The following is a 19,112-nucleotide window of genomic DNA, read 5'->3' on the forward strand; positions in this document are numbered from 1 at the left end:
GAGCACCAGAGCACCATCCATACATCCGCGTTACGAGTCCGTAGCCGCAGAGCCGGACGGACGACCGCCCGTCCCCCGTGACCACCATCCGGTCGTCGTCCCCGTGACCAGGCAGGGAGCCTCCCCCGATGTCCGAGCCGCAAAGCGACATCCACACCACCGCCGGCAAGCTCGCGGACCTGACGCGCCGCATCGACGAGGCGACGCACGCCGGGTCGGCCCGCGCGGTCGAGAAGCAGCACGCCAAGGGCAAGCTGACGGCCCGTGAGCGGGTCGAGCTGCTCCTGGACGAGGGCTCCTTCGTGGAACTCGACGAGTTCGCCCGGCACCGCTCCACCAACTTCGGCATCGAGAAGAACCGCCCGTACGGGGACGGGGTCGTCACGGGCTACGGCACGGTCGACGGCCGCCCGGTGTGCGTGTACTCGCAGGACTTCACGATCTTCGGCGGCTCGCTCGGCGAGGTCTACGGCGAGAAGATCGTGAAGGTCATGGACTTCGCGCTGAAGACCGGCTGCCCGGTCATCGGCATCAACGACGGCGGCGGCGCGCGCATCCAGGAAGGCGTCGTGGCGCTCGGTCTCTTCGCCGAGATCTTCCGCCGCAACGTGCACGCCTCCGGCGTGGTCCCGCAGATCTCGCTGATCGTCGGCCCGTGCGCGGGCGGCGCGGTCTACTCCCCCGCGATCACCGACTTCACGGTGATGGTCGACCAGACCTCGCACATGTTCATCACCGGACCCGACGTCATCAAGACGGTCACCGGTGAGGACGTCGGCTTCGAGGAGCTGGGCGGAGCCCGTACGCACAACACCACCTCCGGGGTGGCGCACCACATGGCGGGCGACGAGAAGGACGCCATCGAGTACGTCAAGTCCCTGCTGTCCTACCTGCCTTCGAACAACCTCTCCGAGGCCCCGGCCTTCCCGGAGGAGGCGGACCTGACGGTCACGGACGAGGACCGCGAGCTGGACACGCTGATCCCGGACTCGGCGAACCAGCCGTACGACATGCACACCGCGATCGAGCACGTCCTGGACGACGCCGAGTTCCTGGAGACCCAGGCCCTGTTCGCGCCGAACATCATCACCGGCTTCGGCCGGGTCGAGGGCCACCCGGTCGGGATCGTCGCCAACCAGCCGATGCAGTTCGCCGGCTGCCTGGACATCGACGCGAGCGAGAAGGCGGCCCGCTTCGTCCGGACCTGCGACGCGTTCAACGTCCCCGTGATCACCTTCGTGGACGTGCCGGGCTTCCTGCCGGGCGTGGACCAGGAGTACGGCGGCATCATCCGGCGCGGCGCGAAGCTGATCTACGCCTACGCGGAGGCGACGGTCCCGCTGATCACCGTCATCACCCGCAAGGCCTTCGGCGGCGCGTACGACGTGATGGGCTCCAAGCACCTGGGGGCCGACCTCAACCTCGCCTGGCCCACTGCGCAGGTCGCCGTCATGGGCGCGCAGGGCGCGGTGAACATCCTGCACCGCCGGACCATCGCCGCCGCCGAGGACCCGGACGCGACCCGCGCCGAGCTGATGGCGGACTACGAGGACACGCTGCTCAACCCCTACGTGGCGGCCGAGCGCGGTTACGTCGACGCGGTGATCATGCCGTCCGACACCCGGGCCCACATCGTCAAGGGCCTGCGTCAGCTCCGTACGAAGCGGGAATCCCTGCCTCCGAAGAAGCACGGCAACATCCCGCTGTAGCCGTCGGCCCGTCCGCCCGTCCTGTCGCACAGAGAGGTCTGCCCATGATCAAGGTCGTACGGGGCAACCCCACCCCGGAGGAGCTGGCCGCCGCCGTGGCGGTGGTCCAGGCGCGCGCGGCCGCCGCGTCCGCCGTGCAGTCCGGGGCCCCGCTGCCCCCCGAGCAGTGGTCCGACCCGGGCCGTATCGCCCGCACCGGCCTGCTGCGGCCGGGCCCCCGGGCCTGGGCCCGGACGTACTGGCCCGCCTGATCCGGAACCGGGCGCCATCGCCTCTTGAGTACCCGTACTCAGGCGCGGCGGCGCCCGGCGCAGCAGGATCGGAACCATGCTGTGGTCCGATCCCGAGAACAAGCCGCCGAAGGAACTGCGCGACGCCCAGGCGATGATGCGCAGAGCGGGCGTGCTGCTGGCGCTGGCGATGCTGCTGGCGATGTTCGTGCTCGGCATCCGCTGAAATCCGCCGCCCGGCATCCCGGCCCCGGCATCCTCCGCCTCCCGGACCTCCGCTGCCGGGCATCCCGGCCCCGGCACCGGTCGGCACCGGTGCGTCCGCCGCCGCGCGCCCCCGCCCCGGCGCCCTCCACCTCCCGGGCGCCCGCTGCCCCGGAGGCCGGGGCCCTTCTACGATGGCGGGCATGACTGATCAGCGCCGTCTCGTGCTCGCCTCCGCCTCCCCCGCCCGTCTCGGTCTGCTGCGCCAGGCCGGTTTCGCCCCCGAGGTGATCGTCAGCGGGGTGGACGAGGACGCGCTGAGCGCCCCGACCCCCGCCGAGCTGGCGCTCGTCCTCGCACGGGCGAAGGCGGCGGCGGTCGCGGAGCGCCCCGAGGCGGCGGGCGCCCTGGTCATCGGCTGCGACTCGGTGCTGGAGCTGGACGGCGAGGCGCTCGGCAAGCCCGCCGACGCCGAGGAGGCCACCGCCCGCTGGAAGTCGATGCGCGGCCGGGCGGGCGTCCTGCAGACCGGGCACAGCGTGATCGACACCGCCTCGGGCCGCACGGCGTCGGCGACGGCGTCCACGGTCGTACGGTTCGGCGAGCCGAGTGACGCCGAGGTCGCCGCCTACGTCGCCTCGGGCGAACCGCTGCACGTGGCGGGGGCGTTCACCCTGGACGGCAGGTCGGCCCCGTTCGTCGACTCGATCGAGGGCGACCACGGCAACGTCATCGGCCTCTCGCTGCCGCTGCTGCGCCGGCTGCTGGGCGAGCTGGGCGTATCGGTCACGGAGCTGTGGACCTGAGGGGGAGCCTCCGGCCCCGGGCGGCCTCCTCGCCCGGCGGACCCGGGCCTGCCCTCCCGGCGGCTCGGGCCGGTCCTCACAGCGGGTCAGACCGCCGCCGGGGCCGCCGTGTCGCCGTCCGCCGCGTCGTCGGTGCGGGTCTCGGGCCCGTACGCCAGCAGGGTGAGCACCAGCAGGGCCAGCACCACCATCATGAACGCGAAGGCGGCCCAGCCGACCAGGCCGACGGTCACCGCGCCCAGGACGCCGTGCACGACCGCGCAGCCGATCAGGGCGATCCGCCCGACGCGTCCGGGGGCGCGGTCGCGTATCCCCGCGATCAGAGCTGTCAGCCCGCACAGCACCAGCAGCAGACCGGAGACACCGCCCATCACCCAGGTCCCGGTGGACATGGCGTCCGGGTCCATGCCGGCGAGCGACATGTTCTGGTTCTCGGCGACCGTGGCCAGGACGGCGTTGATGAGCACGATGCCCACCGCCTCCCCGAACAGCACGAGCGCGGTCACGATCGCCACCGGTCTGCGCATCAGCGTCCCACCCCTGTTACCTCTGGTACGTGCGTAGCGCGGACGCTACTCGCGGGTATTCCTCCGGACAAGAGGGTGGACGGACCCGGGCGACGGGCAAAGAATCCACCGACCGTTCGTAGGGAGTCCACAAAGAAACGCCGTACGGACTTGACTGCCAAGACAGAGACCTGGACCACACCGGCTGGTTACTGTGCGGTTGACGATCCCGGCGTACCGTGGTGCCACAAGGGATTTCACTACTGGGGCAAGCCTCGGATCACACTCCGTGTGGGCAAGCTCACCATTGGGGACAGGTCGTACGGCCGTGTCGGTAGTCCCTAAACTCAGCTTGTTTCGAGGAGGGAGTCATCGTGCGCAAGGTGCTCATCGCCAACCGTGGCGAAATCGCTGTCCGCGTTGCTCGGGCATGCCGGGACGCGGGGATCGCGAGTGTCGCGGTCTACGCCGAGCCGGACCGGGACGCGCTGCACGTCCGGGCCGCTGACGAGGCGTTCGCCCTGGGCGGTGACACCCCGGCCGCCAGCTATCTGGACATGGCCAAGGTGCTGCAGGCCGCCGCGGACTCCGGGGCGGACGCGATCCACCCGGGGTACGGATTCCTGTCGGAGAACGCGGAGTTCGCCCAGGCCGTCCTGGACGCCGGGCTGACCTGGATCGGCCCGCCCCCGGCCGCCATCCGCGACCTCGGCGACAAGGTCGCCGCCCGGCACATCGCCCAGCGCGCGGGCGCCCCGCTCGTCGCGGGCACCCCGGACCCGGTCTCCGGTTCCGACGAGGTCGTCGCGTTCGCCGAGCAGAACGGCCTCCCGATCGCGATCAAGGCCGCCTTCGGCGGTGGCGGGCGCGGCCTGAAGGTGGCCCGCACCCTGGAGGAGATCCCGGAGCTGTACGACTCCGCGGTCCGCGAGGCGGTCGCGGCGTTCGGCCGGGGCGAGTGCTTCGTCGAGCGCTACCTCGACAAGCCGCGCCACGTGGAGACCCAGTGCCTGGCCGACCAGCACGGCAACGTGGTCGTCGTCTCCACCCGTGACTGCTCCCTCCAGCGCCGCCACCAGAAGCTGGTGGAGGAGGCCCCGGCCCCCTTCCTGACCCAGGCGCAGAACGACGAGCTGTACGCGGCCTCCAAGGCGATCCTGAAGGAGGCCGGCTACGTCGGCGCCGGCACGGTCGAGTTCCTGGTCGGCCTCGACGGCACGATCTCCTTCCTGGAGGTCAACACCCGCCTGCAGGTCGAGCACCCGGTCACCGAAGAGGTCACCGGCATCGACCTCGTACGCGAGATGTTCCGCATCGCCGACGGCGAGGAACTCGGCTACGGCGACCCGGCGGTGCGCGGTCACTCCTTCGAGTTCCGGATCAACGGCGAGGACCCGGGCCGCGGCTTCCTCCCCGCCCCCGGCACGGTGACGCTGTTCGCCCCGCCGACCGGCCCCGGCGTCCGGCTGGACGCGGGCGTGGAGTCCGGCTCGGTCATCGGCCCGGCCTGGGACTCCCTGCTCGCCAAGCTGGTCATCACCGGCGCCACCCGCGAGCAGGCGCTCCAGCGGGCCGCCCGCGCGCTGGCGGAGTTCCAGGTCGAGGGCATGGCCACCGCGATCCCGTTCCACCGGGCCGTCGTCGCCGACCCCGCCTTCACCGCGGACCCGTTCACCGTGCACACCCGGTGGATCGAGACCGAGTTCGTCAACGACATCAAGCCCTTCGCCGCCCCCGCGGACGCGGACGCCGAGGACGAGGCCGGGCGGGAGACCGTCGTCGTCGAGGTCGGGGGCAAGCGCCTGGAGGTCTCGCTGCCGTCCTCGCTGGGCATGAGCCTGGCGCGTACGGGCCTGGCGGCCGGTGCCAAGCCGAAGCGCCGCGCGGCCAAGAAGGCCGGCTCCGCCGCCTCCGGCGACTCGCTCGCCTCGCCCATGCAGGGCACCATCGTCAAGATCGCGGTGGAGGAGGGCCAGGAGGTCAAGGAGGGCGACCTCGTCGTCGTCCTGGAGGCCATGAAGATGGAGCAGCCGCTCAACGCGCACCGCTCCGGCACCATCAAGGGCCTCGCCGCCGAGATCGGCGCCTCCGTCTCGTCCGGCGCCCTGATCTGCGAGATCAAGGACTGACCGCCCGGAACGCTCCCGAGGGGCCCGGACCGCGTCGTCGCGACGCGGTCCGGGCCCCTTCGTCGCAGTGGCATCCTGGAACCGACGAAGGGTCCCAGGGGGCCGTGAGGTCAGAGGGGCCCGAGGGCAGAGGGAGGGGCGAAAGCCATGGCAGGGGCGATCCCGATGGACGCGAGCACGGCGCAGCCGCCGACCCGGCCGATGCGTGCGGACGCGCGCCGGAACCACGACCGGCTGGTGGGCGAGGCGCGCAGGTCCTTCGCCGAGCACGGGACGGACGCCTCGCTGGAGGACATCGCCCGGCGGGCGGGCGTGGGCATCGGCACCCTCTACCGGCACTTCCCGAACCGGGACGCCCTGATGAACGCGGTCTTCCAGGACGCCCTGTGCTCACTCCTGGACCGCTCCCGGGAACTGGCGGCGGCCCAGGCCCCGTGCCGGGCGCTGGTGGACTGGCTGGGCGCGATCGTCACTCATGCGGGTGAGTACCGCGGCCTGGCGCACTCCCTGATGTCCGCCTCGCGCGACGAGAGCTCGGCCCTGGCGCAGTGCCATCTGCCGCTCCGGGAAGCGGGCGCCGGGCTGCTGCGACGGGCCCAGGAGAGCGGGTCCGTACGGGACGACGTCTCCATCGACGACCTGCTCCAGCTCACGAACGCGATCGCCCTGGCCGCCGAACAGTCGCCGGACGATCCGGAGTTGGCGGACCGGCTGCTGCGGCTGACGCTGCGCGGGCTGAAGTAGCGGCGCGTGGGGGCCGCACCCGGCCCCCACTCCTCGCCACGCCCGGGAGACCGGAGGGCGAACGCCCGATGCCCGGGGAGCCGAACAGCGAGCACCCCTGGCGCCCGGGAGACCGAAGGACGAACGCCCGACGCCCGGGAGGCCTGAGGACGAACGCCCGACGCCCGAGCAACCCGACGAGCGAGCGCCCTACCGCCGCCGCAGGTCCGCCACCCGGGCCCGCTGCTCGCCCGCGACATCCGTCAGGGCGGAGGCGCTGCGCAACTGCGGGGCGAGGCCGCCGCTCTGCGTGCGGCGCTGGCCGGGCAGAGGCATGTCCCTCCGGGGCCGGCTCCCCGGAGGAGGACCGTCCCCGCCCGGCGCGTCGGCATCCGGACCGGCCACCGTGACCTCCACCCCCTGGTCGGCCAGGGACTGGAGCTCGGCGGCGGCCCGCTCGTCGTGGAGCGGGGGCTCGTCGGTCACCAGGCGGGTGATCAGTTCGGTGGGCACCGTCTGGAACATGGTGTCCGAGCCGAGCTTGCTGTGATCCGCCAGGACGACCACCTCCGCGGCGGCGTGCACGAGAGCCCGGTCGACGCTGGCCGAGAGCATGTTGGAGGTGGACAGGCCGCGCTCCGCCGTGAGGCCGCTCCCGGAGAGGAAGGCCCGGGAGACCCGCAGCCCCTGGAGGGACTGCTCGGCCCCGCTGCCCACCAGCGCGTAGTTGCTCCCGCGCAGGGTGCCGCCGGTCATGACGACCTCCACCCGGTTTGCATGGGCCAACGCCTGGGCCACCAAGAGGGAGTTGGTGACGACGGTCAGGCCGGGGACCCGCGCGAGCCGGCGGGCCAGCTCCTGCGTGGTCGTCCCGGCGCCGACCACGATGGCCTCGCCCTCTCCGACGAGCCCTGCCGCCAGGTCGGCGATGGCGGTCTTCTCCGCGGTGGCGAGATGGGATTTCTGCGGAAAGCCGGACTCCCGCGTAAAACCGCCCGGCAAGACCGCACCGCCGTGCCGGCGGTCGAGGAGTCCTTCTGCCTCCAGTGCCCGCACGTCCCGCCGTACGGTCACTTCGGAGGTCTGGACGACGCGGGCGAGCTCACGGAGCGATACCGCCCCGTTGGCGCGCACCATTTCGAGGATCAATTGACGACGTTCTGCAGCGAACACGAAACTGACAGTAACCTGGCCGCCGGTGCGTTTTCAGCAGTTTGCGCCGAATAACAGAAGTTGCACCTCAAAGGGGCCTCCAAGTGGTATAGGAGGCCCCTTCGTTGTTCGGGGGTGATCGCGAAGCGGTCGCAGCGCCGCCCGATCCGGCGGTTTCTGACGTGAGTTGCCCGGCTTTCCGGGCCCTCAGCCCTCGCCGGTGAGCTTGCGGGTGTGCAGCTGCCGGGCCACTTCGGCGATCGATCCGGACAGGGACGGGTACACGGTGAAGGCGTTGGCGATCTGTTCCACCGTCAGGTTGTTGTCGACCGCGATCGAGATCGGGTGGATCAGCTCGCTGGCACGCGGCGCGACCACGCAGCCGCCGACCACGATGCCCGTACCGGGGCGGCAGAAGATCTTGACGAAGCCGTCGCGGATGCCCTGCATCTTGGCGCGCGGGTTGCGCAGCAGCGGCAGCTTGACGACCCGGGCCTCGATCCTGCCCGCGTCGACGTCGGCCTGGCTGTAGCCGACGGTGGCGATCTCCGGGTCGGTGAAGACGTTGGCGGAGACGGCCTTGAGGTTCAGCGGGGCGACCGCGTCGCCGAGGAAGTGGTACATCGCGATCCGGCCCTGCATCGCGGCGACCGAGGCCAGCGCGAAGATCCCGGTGACGTCGCCGGCCGCGTAGACGCCGGGGGCGCTGGTGCGCGAGACCCGGTCGGTGAGGACGTGGCCGGACTCCTTGAGCCGTACGCCGGCCTCCTCCAGCCCCATGCCCGCGGTGTTCGGAATCGCGCCGACCGCCATCAGGCAGTGCGAACCGGTGATGACCCGGCCGTCGGCGAGGGTCACCTCCACCCGGTCGCCGACCCGCTTGGCGGACTGGGCGCGGGAGCGGGCCATGACGTTCATCCCGCGGCGGCGGAAGACGTCCTCCAGGACCGCGGCGGCGTCCGGGTCCTCACCCGGCAGCACCCGGTCACGGGAGGAGACGAGGGTGACGCGCGAGCCGAGCGCCTGGTAGGCCCCGGCGAACTCGGCGCCGGTGACACCGGAACCGACGACGATGAGCTCCTCGGGCAGCTCGTCGAGGTCGTAGACCTGGGTCCAGTTCAGGATGCGCTCGCCGTCGGGCTGCGCGTCCGGGATCTCCCGGGGGTGACCGCCGGTCGCTATCAGGACGGCGTCGGCGGTCAGCCGCTCCTCGGTGCCGTCCGCGGCGGTGACGACGACCTGCCGGGAGCCGTCCGCGGCCTGGAGCCCGTCGAGCCGGCCCCGGCCGCGCATCACGCGGGCGCCGGCCCGGGTGACGGAGGCGGTGATGTCGTGGGACTGGGCGAGGGCGAGGCGCTTGACCCGGCGGTTGACCTTGCCGAGGTCCACGCCGACGACCCGGGCGGCCTGCTCGATGTGCGGGGTGTCGTCGGCGACGATGATGCCCAGTTCCTCGTACGAGGAGTCGAAGGTGGTCATCACCTCCGCCGTCGCGATCAGGGTCTTCGAGGGCACGCAGTCGGTGAGGACCGAAGCTCCGCCGAGACCGTCGCAGTCGACGACGGTCACCTCCGCGCCGAGCTGGGCGCCCACCAGGGCCGCCTCGTAGCCGCCGGGGCCGCCGCCGATGATCACGATCCGGGTCACGAAAAGTCCGCCTCGCGTTGGGTAACCCGCGGCCGCCTGCCGTCCCGGCCGGGGGTCCGGGGGATCGCCCCGGGGGAATGCAGTACGTACTCCATTGTCCCGCACGCGCCAAGGTGCTTCGCCCCGGGGCCCTCCATACGGGAACGGACCCCCGGAACGGGCCCCGGCCACTCCCCCGACCGGGGCCTTCGTCACAGGAACCACCGCTCCCGCCCCCGCCTCCCGTACCCTCGGACCCATGTCGCTCTACGCCGCGTACGCCGGCAACCTCGACGCGCGGCTGATGACCCGCCGCGCCCCGCATTCCCCGATGCGCAGCACCGGCTGGCTCAACGGCTGGCGGCTGACCTTCGGCGGGGAGCAGATGGGCTGGGAGGGGGCGCTGGCCACCGTCGTGGAGGCGCCGCGCTCCCAGGTGTTCGTCGCGCTGTACGACCTGGCTCCGATGGACGAGGACTCCATGGACCGCTGGGAGGGTGTCGGCCTCGACATCTACCGCCGCATGCGTATCCGCGTGCACACCCTGGACGGCGAGGAGCCGGCCTGGATCTACGTGCTCAACGGGTACGAGGGCGGGCTGCCGTCGGCGCGCTATCTCGGCGAGATCGCGGACGCGGCCGAGTCCGCGGGCGCACCGCACGACTACGTGATGGAACTGCGCAAGCGCCCCTGCTGACCTGGGCCGACGCGGTCCCGCCCGGCTCCTCTTCGTACAAAAGCACAACCACCTCGTGCGCGTCTTTGCGCCCGTGCATCTACGCGCGTAGGGATTCAGCGGTTACGCTCGTCGGCGTGAACGCATCTGTTATTCCGGACAACATCCAGGGCGACCCGCAGGCAGCCGCCGCCGGGGCCGCCGCCCGCCTGCGCGAGCTGACCGGCGCCGAGACCCATGACGTCGCCCTGGTCATGGGCTCCGGCTGGGCGCCCGCGGGCGAGGCACTCGGCGTCCCGGAGGCCGAGTTTCCCGTGACCGAGCTGCCCGGCTTCCCGGCGCCCGCCGTCGAGGGCCACGGCGGCACGGTCCGCTCGTACAAGGTCGGCGAGAAGCGTGCGCTGGTCTTCCTCGGCCGCACGCACTTCTACGAGGGCCGGGGCGTCGCCGCCGTCGCCCACGGGGTCCGTACGGCGGTGGCCGCGGGCTGCAAGACCGTCGTCCTGACGAACGGCTGCGGCGGTCTGCGCGAGGGCATGCGCCCGGGGCAGCCGGTCCTGATCAGCGACCACATCAACCTGACGGCCGCCTCCCCGATCATCGGCGCCAACTTCGTCGACCTGACCGACCTGTACTCCCCGCGGCTGCGCGCCCTGTGCAAGGAGATCGACGACAGCCTCGAAGAGGGCGTGTACGTCCAGTTCCCCGGCCCGCACTACGAGACCCCGGCCGAGATCAACATGGTCCGCGTCATGGGCGGTGACCTGGTGGGCATGTCCACGGTCCTGGAGGCCATCGCGGCCCGCGAGGCGGGCGCCGAGGTGCTCGGCCTCTCCCTGGTCACCAACCTGGCGGCGGGCCTGTCCGGAGAGCCCCTCAACCACGAGGAGGTCCTCCAGGCGGGCCGCGACTCGGCGACCCGGATGGGCGCGCTGCTGGCGAGGGTGCTGGAGCGCATCTAGCCCGGCTTCCCGGGCCGCCTTCCCGCCCTCCGGCGACCCGTCCAGCCCATCCCGCGCCCGGGAACCGGGCCGGACGTCCGGCCCCTCCGGGCGGAGCGGAGTCCGGGGCGCAGCCCCGGCGTCCACCCGCCCGCACCGCCCCACCACCCGCACACCCCCGAAAGGCGACCCCCGTGCAGCACGACCTCATCGCGCAGGCCAGGACCTGGCTGGCCGAGGACCCCGACCCCGAGACGCGCGAGGAGCTGGCCGCGCTGATCGAGGCGGGCGACACCCAGGAGCTGGCGGCCCGTTTCGCGGGCACGCTCCAGTTCGGCACCGCCGGACTGCGCGGCGAGCTCGGCGCCGGCCCCCTGCGGATGAACCGGTCCGTGGTCATCCGGGCGGCGGCGGGCCTCGCTGCCTACCTGAAGGCACAGGGGCGGGAGGGCGGGCTCGTCGTCATCGGCTACGACGCCCGCTACAAGTCGGCGGACTTCGCACGCGACACCGCCGCCGTGATGACCGGCGCCGGGCTCCGCGCCGCCGTGCTGCCCCGCCCGCTCCCCACCCCCGTCCTGGCGTACGCCATAAGGCACCTGGGCGCCGTCGCGGGCGTCGAGGTCACCGCCAGCCACAACCCACCGCGCGACAACGGCTACAAGGTCTACCTCGGCGACGGCTCGCAGATCGTGCCGCCCGCCGACGGCGAGATCGCGGCCGCCATCGCCGCGGTCGGCCCGCTGGCGGGCGTCGTACGCCCCGAGGACGGCTGGGAGACCCTCGGCGAGGAGGTCCTGGAGGCCTACCTCGCGCGGACGGACGCGGTCCTGGCCGCCGGCAGCCCCCGCACCGCGCGCACGGTCCACACGGCGATGCACGGCGTCGGCACGTCCGTCCTGACCGCCGCGTTCGCGCGGGCCGGGTTCCCGGAGCCGGTGCTGGTGGCCGAGCAGGCGGAGCCCGACCCCGCGTTCCCCACCGTCGCCTTCCCCAACCCGGAAGAGCCCGGCGCGATGGATCTCGCGTTCGCCACCGCGCGCCGGGCGGCCCCGGACCTGGTCATCGCCAACGACCCGGACGCGGACCGCTGCGCCGTCGCCGTGCCCGACCCCTCCGTCGAGGGCGGCTGGCGGATGCTCCGCGGCGACGAGGTGGGCGCGCTGCTCGCCGCGCACCTGGTGGAGCGGGGCGCGAGCGGGGTGTTCGCCGAGTCGATCGTGTCGTCGTCGCTGCTCGGGCGGATCGCCGAGAAGGCGGGCCTCGGGTACGAGGAGACGCTGACGGGCTTCAAGTGGATCGCCCGGGTGGACGGCCTGCGGTACGGCTACGAGGAGGCGCTCGGGTACTGCGTCGACCCCGAGGGCGTCCGCGACAAGGACGGCATCACCGCCGCCCTGCTCGTCGCCGAGCTCGCCTCCGTCCTGAAGGAGCGGGGCCGTACGCTGCTGGACCTGTTGGACGACCTGGCGCTCGCCCACGGCCTGCACGCCACCGACCAGCTCTCGGTGCGGGTGGAGGACCTGTCGGTCATCGCGGACGCCATGGCCCGGCTCCGTGAGCAGCCCCCGACCGCCCTGGCCGGTCTCGCGGTCACCTCGGCCGAGGACCTGTCGCGGGGCACGGACCGGCTGCCGCCGACCGACGGGCTGCGCTACCACCTGGAGGGGGCCCGGGTGATCGTCCGCCCGAGCGGCACCGAGCCGAAGCTGAAGTGCTACCTGGAGGTCGTCGTCCCGGTGGCGGACGCGGCCGGGCTGCCCGCCGCGCGGGCCCGGGGGGCCGAGCTGCTCGCCGGGATCAAGCGGGACCTGGCGGCGGCCGCGGGGATCTGACGGGCCCGCCGCATCGCGGGCCCGCCGCGCACACCGAACGCCGAAAGGGCCGGTACCCCACCCGGGGTGCCGGCCCTTTCGGCGTGGGTGGCGCCGGCCTCAGCCCACGGCCACCAGGACCACCAGCAGGACCGCCCCCGCGACGGCCGGGGCGATCACCTCGTACGCCCAGCGCACCGAGCCCCGGTCCGCGCCCTCGGGCGTCGTGTCACCGGCCCGCTCGGCGATGTCCCGCAGATCGCGGACGGTCTGGTCGGCCGAGGCGGTGCGCCCGGCGGAGTCGCGGACGTCGGCGCTGACCGACGTCCGGCCGTAGGGGTCGTCGTGCGCCGCGCGGGCCGCGCTGCGCGCCGCGCGCTTGCGGGCGCGCAGGGAGACGGGGATGGCCCACAGCTGGTACTTCGTACCGTCCTGGGCGAGCAGCTCGGAGGAGTACGAGGCGCGGACGTCGGCGACCTCGGTCCAGGGGAGCTGGATCGTACGGAACGGGTTGCGGACCCGGATGCGCTCGTCGTTCGCGAAGACGGCGGGCCGCAGGGTGAACGCCACGACCAGCGGCACCACCAGGAGCAGTGCGGCCGCCGCGAGCCACGGCGCCCGCCCCTCGCCCCGGATCATGGCGTCCCCGGCCATCCAGGCGATCAGCAGGAGCAGCAGCGCCCCGCAGACCAGCGCGGCCACGGAACGGTAGGTCCGGTCGGCGTGGGGTGGCTCTGCGGGAGGTGTGGGGCTCGTCATGGGGCCGATTCTGCCCGATGGGCGTCCGGCCCGGCGGAGCGCCCGCCCGTGCCCGTGCCCCGAAGGCGCACGGGAGGCGGACCGGCCGGATCGACCCGGCCGGGCGCGGCGGACGGAACGCACGGATCGCCCGTCCCCCTGTACAGGTCGCTACGCGCGTAGATATGCTCCTCTGGTGACCATGCCCACCACTGCTCCCGCATTTTCCGACGCGACGGCGTCCGACAGTGCGCTGCGCCGCTTCCTGTTCGGGCTGCCCGGCGTCGACGCCGTCGGCCTCGAAGCGCGCGCCGCCTCCCTCGGAACCCGTTCGATCAAGACGACGGCCAAGGCGTACGCCATCGATCTCGCCATCTCGATGATCGACCTGACGACGCTGGAAGGCGCGGACACCCCGGGCAAGGTCCGGGCTCTCGCCGCCAAGGCCGTCAACCCCGACCCCACCGACCGCACGACCCCGCGCACCGCGGCCGTCTGCGTCTACCCCGACATGGTGCCCACCGCCGCCGCCGCCCTCGCGGGCACCGGCGTGAAGGTGGCGTCCGTGGCGACCGCCTTCCCGGCGGGCCGCGCCGCGCTGGACGTCAAGCTCGCGGACGTCCGCGACGCCGTGGCGGCCGGGGCCGACGAGATCGACATGGTGATCGACCGGGGGGCCTTCCTCTCCGGCCGGTTCCTGAAGGTCTACGAGGAGATCGTGGCCGTGAAGGCCGAGTGCGGGACCGCCCGCCTCAAGGTGATCTTCGAGACCGGCGAGCTGTCCACGTACGACAACATCCGCCGGGCCTCCTGGATCGGGATGCTGGCGGGCGCGGACTTCATCAAGACCTCGACCGGCAAGGTGGCCACCAACGCCACCCCCGCGAACACCCTCCTCATGCTGGAGGCGGTCCGGGACTTCCGGGCGGCCACCGGCGTGCAGATCGGGGTGAAGCCGGCCGGCGGCATCCGCACCACCAAGGACGCGGTGAAGTTCCTGGTCCTGGTGAACGAGACCGCGGGCGAGGACTGGCTGGACCCGCACTGGTTCCGGTTCGGCGCGTCCAGCCTGCTCAACGACCTGCTGATGCAGCGCCAGAAGCTCAGCACCGGCCGTTACTCCGGCCCCGATTACGTGACGGTGGACTGATAGCCATGGCATCCGCATTCGAGTACGCACCGGCGCCGGAGTCGCGTTCCGTCGTCGACATCGCCCCGTCCTACGGGCTGTTCATCGACGGCGAGTTCACCGAGGCCGCCGACGGCAAGGTCTTCAAGACCGTCTCGCCGAGCACCGAGGAGGTCCTCTCCGAGGTCGCACAGGCGGGCGCGGCGGACGTGGACCGGGCCGTGAAGGCGGCGCGGAAGGCGTTCGAGAAGTGGTCGGCGCTGCCCGGCTCCGAGCGCGCGAAGTACCTGTTCCGGATCGCCCGGATCATCCAGGAGCGCAGCCGCGAGCTGGCCGTCCTGGAGACCCTCGACAACGGCAAGCCGATCAAGGAGACCCGCGACGCGGACCTCCCGCTGGTCGCCGCGCACTTCTTCTACTACGCGGGCTGGGCCGACAAGCTGGACCACGCGGGGTACGGGCCGAACCCGCGCCCGCTGGGTGTGGCGGGTCAGGTCATCCCGTGGAACTTCCCGCTGCTGATGCTGGCGTGGAAGATCGCCCCGGCACTGGCCACGGGCAACACGGTGGTGCTGAAGCCCGCCGAGACGACCCCGCTGAGCGCCCTGTTCTTCGCGGACATCTGCCGTCAGGCCGGGCTGCCCAAGGGCGTCGTCAACATCCTCACCGGCTACGGGGACGCGGGCGAGGCGCTCGTCACGCACGAGGGCGTGAACAAGGTCGCCTTCACCGGTTCGACCGCCGTCGGCAAGGCCATCGCCCGGTCGGTCGCGGGTACGGACAAGAAGGTCACCCTGGAGCTGGGCGGCAAGGGCGCGAACATCGTGTTCGACGACGCCCCGGTCGACCAGGCCGTCGAGGGCATCGTCACCGGGATCTTCTTCAACCAGGGCCAGGTCTGCTGCGCGGGCTCCCGGCTGCTGGTCCAGGAGTCGGTCCAGGACGAGGTGCTGGACGCCCTGAAGCGCCGGCTCTCCACCCTGCGGCTGGGCGACCCCCTGGACAAGAACACCGACATCGGCGCGATCAACTCCGCCGAGCAGCTCGCCCGGATCACCTCCCTGGTGGAGACGGGCGAGGCGGAGGGCGCGGAGCGCTGGAGCGCCCCCTGCGAACTGCCCTCCTCCGGTTACTGGTTCGCCCCGACGCTCTTCACGAACGTCACCCAGGCGCACACGGTGGCCCGGAACGAGATCTTCGGCCCGGTGCTCTCCGTGCTCTCGTTCCGCACCCCGGACGAGGCGGTCGCCAAGGCCAACAACAGTCAGTACGGCCTCTCGGCGGGCATCTGGACGGAGAAGGGCTCCCGCATCCTCGCGGTCGCGAACAAGCTCCGCGCCGGCGTCGTCTGGGCCAACACGTTCAACAAGTTCGACCCGACGTCGCCGTTCGGCGGCTACAAGGAGTCGGGCTTCGGCCGCGAGGGCGGCCGCCACGGCCTGGAGGCGTACCTCGATGTCTGATCAGAACCGACTTGGCGTCTTCAAGACCTACAAGCTGTACGTCGGGGGCAAGTTCCCCCGCTCCGAGAGCGGCCGGGTGTACGAGGTGACCGACTCCAAGGGCCAGTGGCTCGCCAACGCGCCGCAGTCATCGCGCAAGGACGCGCGCGACGCCGTCGTGGCGGCGCGCAAGGCGTTCGGCGGCTGGTCGGGCGCGACCGCGTACAACCGGGGCCAGGTCCTCTACCGCGTCGCGGAGATGCTGGAGGGCCGCAAGGACCAGTTCGTCCGCGAAGTCGCCGCCTCCGAGGGGCTGTCGAAGTCCAAGGCGGCGGCCGCGGTGGACGCGGCGATCGACCGCTGGGTCTGGTACGCGGGCTGGACCGACAAGATCGGCCAGATCGCGGGCGGGGCCAACCCGGTCGCGGGTCCCTTCTTCAACCTCTCCACCCCGGAGCCGACCGGCGTCGTCGCGGTCCTCGCACCGCGCACGTCGTCGCTCCTCGGGCTGGTCTCGGTGATCGCCCCGGTGATCGCGACCGGCAACACGGCCGTGGTCGTCGCCTCCGCCGACGCCCCGCTGCCCGCGCTGTCGCTGGGCGAGGTCCTGGCCACCTCGGACGTGCCCGGCGGTGTGGTCAACATCCTGACGGGCGTCACCGCGGAGATCGCCGCACCGCTCGCCGCCCACCAGGACGTCAACGCGATCGACCTGACCGGCGCGGACGCCGGGCTGGCCAAGGAGCTGGAGATCGCGGCGGCGGACAACCTGAAGCGCGTACGCCGTCCACAGCCTGTGGACACGGACGGCGCGGCGGACGCCGAGGACTGGTCGGCCTCCCCCGGCACGGACCGCCTGACGGCGTTCCTGGAGACCAAGACGGTCTGGCACCCGACGGGCGCCCTGGGAGCCGCGGGCTCCTCGTACTGAGGACGGACCGCTCCCCAGGCACCCGGACGGGGCCGCCCCACCACCCCGGGGCGGCCCCGTCCGCCGTGTCCGCGTCCGCGTGCGTCAGCCGGTGACGAGCTTGGTCACCGACCCCACCACGGGCAGGTCGCTCAGCGCGCCGCCACTGGTGATCGGGTCGGTGACGATGGCGGTGGTGACCGGCTTGAAGTCGGCGATCTGGGTGCCCACGGCGTTGTCCAGCGGGTCCACCCCGGTCCCCGCCAGCGGGTCCAGCTGAAGGTCGGTGATCGGGGCGACGCTGCTGGCCAGCGAGGTCCCGAGCGCGCTCGTCACGGCGGGCGCGGCCGTCTCGCCGAGCGCCTGGAGGGCGGAGACGCCCTGCTCCGGGGCCTCGGCCGCGGCCGGCAGCTGGACAGCCTGTGCGGAGCCCGCACCGGCCCCCAGCGCGGCTCCCAGCGCGGTGAAGGTCAGACCGGCGCGCAGCAGGACGCGACGTTCGGGCTTACGTGCATGAAGTGCCATGTTTTCCACCTGATCGAGCCTGGTCGGGTAATCGTCCGTACGCGCAGAGTAGTTGAGGTGTGATGCCGGATACCAACAGGAGACCCGAGGGGTCCCCTGCGCGGGTCAATGCCTCACACTTCTGTTCTGTGAGTTCCCAACCGATCCCGACCCGCGTCGTCCTGCTCGCGGGCCCCTCCGGCTCCGGCAAGTCCGTCCTGGCCGCCCGCACCGGCCTTCCGGTGCTGCGCCTGGACGACTTCTACAAGGAGCACGACGACCCGACGCTGCCCCGGGTCCCCGGCTCCGCGGACATCGACTGGGACTCCGCCGCGTCCTGGGACGCGGACGTGGCGGTGGCCGCCATCGCCGAACTGTGCCGGCGGGGCCGTACGGACGTTCCGGTGTACGACATCGCCACCAGCTCCCGTACGGGCCACGAGACCTTCCACATCGGGCGCTCCCCGCTGTTCGTGGCGGAGGGCATCTTCGCGGCGGACATCGTGGAGCGCTGCCAGGAACTGGGGCTGCTGGCCGACGCGCTCTGCCTGCGCGGCCGCCCGTCGACGACGTTCCGCCGCCGCCTGGTGCGGGACCTGCGCGAGGGCCGCAAGTCGGTCCCGTTCCTGCTGCGGCGCGGCTGGCGCCTGATGCGGGCCGAGCGGCGCATCGTGGCCCGCCAGACGGCCCTGGGGGCGTATCCGTGCGGCAAGGAGGAGGCGCTGGGGCGGTTCGCCGCCGCGGCGGCGGGGCGGTGCCGCCGGGCGAGCGTGGGGGCGCCGGTCCCGGAGTAGGACGGACGCCCCCACGCTCGCGCTCAGCCGGTGGCGGGGGCGGGGGCGGCGCAGCCGAAGGTCTGGGCGGCCGCCTTCACGAAGGGGGCCATGTACGCGTCCGATGCCGGGAGGCCGGCAGGCTCGCGGGCTTCGAGGTACTGCAGGCCCGGTTTCATCGCCAGGTAGAGGGGATCACCCTGGGCACAGGGCAGGATCATCTTCTGCGTATTCACGACCTCAGCCGCACGGCCGTCCGGAGCCTTGCCCTCGCTCGTTCCCGGTGCCTTCCGTACCGCGTCGGTGAACAGCGGGTCCCGGGAGGCCACGTACGTCATGAAGCCTTCCGCGCGGACGATGCCTGACGAGTCGTCGTCCAGGAACAATTTGCAGGACCACAGACCGGCAGGCGCCTTCTGCCCCGCCGCGAGCACCTTCGCACCCTCCGGAATCCGACCGCGTGCGGAGAGGCCGTCCAGGCCGCAGACCCGGCCCTCGGAGACCGGGCGGGCCTCGTCGGAGACGGGCGGCACGAGCGGCCCGGGCTTCCCCGGCAGGTCACCGCAGTGCGCGGCGGCCGCGACGGAGCGGGCGGTGTCCGTGGTGAACGCGGCGAACGCGGCGCGGTCGGTGATCGGCCCGGTGGTGCTGACCCTGACGATGACGGGCTGCTTCTCCGTCCAGCACTTCTCGGGCAGCAGGGCCCATGCCTGGCGCCGGTCGACTCCGCCAGTGACCGCTCCAGAGAAGAACGACGATTTCGGCAGGTCCAGCAGGTGCTCGACTCCCAGGAGGTCGTCGCCCTGCTCCGCCCACACCCGTACCGTCAGCTCACTCTCCCCCGAGCCGAGCAACACGGACGACTTGCCGACCCGGCACACCGTATCCGTCAGGTCCTTGTCGAGACCGTCCCCCTCGGCGTCCAGACGCCCGGCCCCCGGAAGCACCGCGTCCACCTGCTCTGCCGATACGAGCCCCCCACAGAGCCGGTCCGCCGTCCATACGTTGGTGTTGCGCCAGGCGTGCAGGAGCACCGCGACCACCACGACCACGGCGGCCACGACTGCCCAGACCTTCCATGCCGGACGCGTACGGTCTGC

19 protein-coding genes are annotated in these 19,112 nt (G+C 72.5%); 13 read left to right on the forward strand and 6 right to left on the reverse strand.

Features of this window, described 5'->3' with window-relative positions; translation table 11 throughout:
• The first annotated feature begins 128 nt into the window (after nucleotides 1-128).
• The 4 genes from KME66_RS11315 to KME66_RS11325 all read left to right on the forward strand — a co-directional run bounded on the left by KME66_RS11315 (nucleotide 129) and on the right by KME66_RS11325 (nucleotide 2,949).
• Nucleotides 129-1,709 (forward strand): acyl-CoA carboxylase subunit beta, encoded by a 1,581-nt coding sequence (locus KME66_RS11315; protein WP_073228837.1) that lies wholly within the window; start codon nucleotides 129-131, stop codon nucleotides 1,707-1,709.
• 44 nt (nucleotides 1,710-1,753) lie between these two features.
• Nucleotides 1,754-1,960: an acyl-CoA carboxylase epsilon subunit gene (locus tag KME66_RS11320; RefSeq protein WP_073228840.1), complete on the forward strand. Its 207-nt coding sequence runs from the start codon at nucleotides 1,754-1,756 to the stop codon at nucleotides 1,958-1,960.
• 76 nt (nucleotides 1,961-2,036) lie between these two features.
• Nucleotides 2,037-2,165, forward strand: coding sequence for a morphogenic membrane protein MmpB (gene mmpB / locus KME66_RS34400; RefSeq protein ID WP_006127106.1), 129 nt, complete (start codon nucleotides 2,037-2,039; stop codon nucleotides 2,163-2,165).
• A 172-nt stretch (nucleotides 2,166-2,337) separates the two neighbouring features.
• Nucleotides 2,338-2,949: a nucleoside triphosphate pyrophosphatase gene (locus tag KME66_RS11325; protein ID WP_178379153.1), complete on the forward strand. Its 612-nt coding sequence runs from the start codon at nucleotides 2,338-2,340 to the stop codon at nucleotides 2,947-2,949.
• Nucleotides 2,950-3,035: 86 nt separating this feature from the next.
• Here the strand turns inward: KME66_RS11325 and KME66_RS11330 are convergent, their stop codons facing one another.
• Nucleotides 3,036-3,476 carry a hypothetical protein gene (locus KME66_RS11330; protein ID WP_216321595.1) on the reverse strand — a complete coding sequence of 147 codons (441 nt, stop codon included), beginning with the start codon at nucleotides 3,474-3,476 and terminating at the stop codon, nucleotides 3,036-3,038.
• A gap of 353 nt (nucleotides 3,477-3,829) precedes the next feature.
• Here KME66_RS11330 and KME66_RS11335 point away from each other — a divergent pair, with 353 nt between their 5' ends.
• Entirely contained in the window at nucleotides 3,830-5,584 is a 1,755-nt protein-coding gene (locus tag KME66_RS11335; protein ID WP_073228847.1) for a biotin carboxylase N-terminal domain-containing protein, read from the forward strand.
• Between the two features lie 147 nt (nucleotides 5,585-5,731).
• A complete protein-coding gene (locus KME66_RS11340; protein WP_073228850.1) occupies nucleotides 5,732-6,328 on the forward strand; it encodes a TetR/AcrR family transcriptional regulator in 597 nt (198 codons plus the stop codon).
• A gap of 189 nt (nucleotides 6,329-6,517) precedes the next feature.
• Here the strand turns inward: KME66_RS11340 and KME66_RS11345 are convergent, their stop codons facing one another.
• On the reverse strand, nucleotides 6,518-7,480 hold the full coding sequence (locus KME66_RS11345; RefSeq protein WP_073228853.1) for a DeoR/GlpR family DNA-binding transcription regulator: 963 nt from the start codon (nucleotides 7,478-7,480) through the stop codon (nucleotides 6,518-6,520).
• 186 nt (nucleotides 7,481-7,666) lie between these two features.
• Complete coding sequence (locus KME66_RS11350) at nucleotides 7,667-9,106, reverse strand: NAD(P)H-quinone dehydrogenase (RefSeq protein WP_073228858.1); 1,440 nt, start codon at nucleotides 9,104-9,106, stop codon at nucleotides 7,667-7,669.
• A gap of 238 nt (nucleotides 9,107-9,344) precedes the next feature.
• On the opposite strand from KME66_RS11350, the gene KME66_RS11355 reads away from it, so the two are divergent.
• The 3 genes from KME66_RS11355 (at nucleotide 9,345) to KME66_RS11365 (ending at nucleotide 12,537) form a co-directional block, all read left to right on the forward strand.
• On the forward strand, nucleotides 9,345-9,782 hold the full coding sequence (locus KME66_RS11355) for a gamma-glutamylcyclotransferase (protein WP_006127099.1): 438 nt from the start codon (nucleotides 9,345-9,347) through the stop codon (nucleotides 9,780-9,782).
• 116 nt (nucleotides 9,783-9,898) lie between these two features.
• Nucleotides 9,899-10,723 carry a purine-nucleoside phosphorylase gene (locus tag KME66_RS11360; protein WP_073228861.1) on the forward strand — a complete coding sequence of 275 codons (825 nt, stop codon included), beginning with the start codon at nucleotides 9,899-9,901 and terminating at the stop codon, nucleotides 10,721-10,723.
• Nucleotides 10,724-10,896: 173 nt separating this feature from the next.
• Nucleotides 10,897-12,537, forward strand: a complete 1,641-nt coding sequence (locus KME66_RS11365) for a phospho-sugar mutase (RefSeq protein WP_216321597.1) — start codon at nucleotides 10,897-10,899, stop codon at nucleotides 12,535-12,537.
• 99 nt (nucleotides 12,538-12,636) lie between these two features.
• On the opposite strand, the gene KME66_RS11370 is transcribed toward KME66_RS11365, so the two are convergent.
• Nucleotides 12,637-13,275, reverse strand: a complete 639-nt coding sequence (locus tag KME66_RS11370; protein WP_073228869.1) for a PH domain-containing protein — start codon at nucleotides 13,273-13,275, stop codon at nucleotides 12,637-12,639.
• Nucleotides 13,276-13,456: 181 nt separating this feature from the next.
• Here KME66_RS11370 and deoC point away from each other — a divergent pair, with 181 nt between their 5' ends.
• From deoC to KME66_RS11385, 3 genes are read left to right on the forward strand one after another with little or no spacing between them, the layout of a single operon-like run.
• Nucleotides 13,457-14,404: a deoxyribose-phosphate aldolase gene (gene deoC, locus KME66_RS11375; protein ID WP_073228962.1), complete on the forward strand. Its 948-nt coding sequence runs from the start codon at nucleotides 13,457-13,459 to the stop codon at nucleotides 14,402-14,404.
• A 5-nt stretch (nucleotides 14,405-14,409) separates the two neighbouring features.
• Entirely contained in the window at nucleotides 14,410-15,846 is a 1,437-nt protein-coding gene (locus KME66_RS11380; RefSeq protein WP_216321599.1) for an aldehyde dehydrogenase family protein, read from the forward strand.
• A complete protein-coding gene (locus KME66_RS11385; RefSeq protein WP_073228877.1) occupies nucleotides 15,839-16,756 on the forward strand; it encodes an aldehyde dehydrogenase family protein in 918 nt (305 codons plus the stop codon). Before KME66_RS11380 ends, KME66_RS11385 begins: the two co-directional genes overlap by 8 nt.
• A gap of 84 nt (nucleotides 16,757-16,840) precedes the next feature.
• On the opposite strand, the gene KME66_RS11390 is transcribed toward KME66_RS11385, so the two are convergent.
• On the reverse strand, nucleotides 16,841-17,260 hold the full coding sequence (locus tag KME66_RS11390) for a hypothetical protein (RefSeq protein WP_073228881.1): 420 nt from the start codon (nucleotides 17,258-17,260) through the stop codon (nucleotides 16,841-16,843).
• Nucleotides 17,261-17,322: 62 nt separating this feature from the next.
• Here KME66_RS11390 and KME66_RS11395 point away from each other — a divergent pair, with 62 nt between their 5' ends.
• The gene (locus KME66_RS11395; protein ID WP_073228884.1) at nucleotides 17,323-18,033 is read left to right on the forward strand and encodes a uridine kinase; all 711 of its coding nucleotides are present in this window, start codon (nucleotides 17,323-17,325) and stop codon (nucleotides 18,031-18,033) included.
• 23 nt (nucleotides 18,034-18,056) lie between these two features.
• Here the strand turns inward: KME66_RS11395 and KME66_RS11400 are convergent, their stop codons facing one another.
• Entirely contained in the window at nucleotides 18,057-19,073 is a 1,017-nt protein-coding gene (locus KME66_RS11400) for a hypothetical protein (RefSeq protein ID WP_216321601.1), read from the reverse strand.
• Nucleotides 19,074-19,112 lie beyond the last annotated feature (39 nt).

Origin of the sequence: Streptomyces sp. YPW6 (assembly GCF_018866325.1) — a bacterium.
In the GTDB taxonomy this organism is placed as follows: Bacteria; Actinomycetota; Actinomycetes; order Streptomycetales; family Streptomycetaceae; genus Streptomyces.